This is a genomic window from Pseudomonas sp. BN414 (assembly GCF_029871275.1).
Lineage (GTDB): Bacteria > Pseudomonadota > Gammaproteobacteria > Pseudomonadales > Pseudomonadaceae > Metapseudomonas > Metapseudomonas resinovorans_C.
In genome coordinates this window covers 1-598 of the sequence record NZ_SSOL01000011.1, presented here as the reverse complement: position 1 = coordinate 598, position 598 = coordinate 1, and the positions used below count along the sequence as shown (strand labels likewise).

Sequence of the window (598 nt, the reverse complement as noted above, 5' to 3'; positions counted from 1 at the left end):
CGAGAAGGGCAGCGACGTCGAGAACCTGAAGATCGGCGACCTGGTTTCCGTACCCTTCAACGTGGCCTGCGGCCGCTGCCGTTCCTGCAAGGAAATGCACACCGGCGTCTGCCTGACCGTCAACCCAGCCCGTGCCGGCGGCGCCTACGGCTATGTCGACATGGGCGATTGGACCGGCGGCCAGGCCGAATACGTGCTGGTGCCCTACGCCGACTTCAACCTGCTGAAACTGCCGGATCGCGACAAGGCCATGGAAAAGATCCGTGACCTGACCTGCCTCTCCGACATCCTGCCCACCGGCTACCACGGCGCTGTTACCGCCGGCGTTGGCCCAGGCAGCACCGTGTATGTCGCTGGTGCCGGCCCCGTCGGTCTGGCAGCTGCCGCCTCCGCTCGCCTGCTGGGCGCCGCGGTGGTGATCGTCGGCGACCTCAACCCCGCCCGCCTGGCCCACGCCAAGGCACAAGGCTTCGAGATCGCCGACCTGTCGCTGGACACCCCGCTGCACGAGCAGATCGCCGCCCTGCTGGGCGAGCCGGAAGTGGATTGCGCAGTGGATGCGGTGGGCTTTGAAGCTCGCGGCCACGGCCATGAAGGC

The 598-nt window shown here is 67.7% G+C and carries 1 protein-coding gene; it reads left to right on the top strand.

Annotated elements, in window-relative coordinates; genetic code table 11:
* On the top strand, positions 1-598 hold a 598-nt coding region (locus E8E95_RS00080), incomplete at both ends, for an alcohol dehydrogenase catalytic domain-containing protein (RefSeq protein ID WP_280347126.1).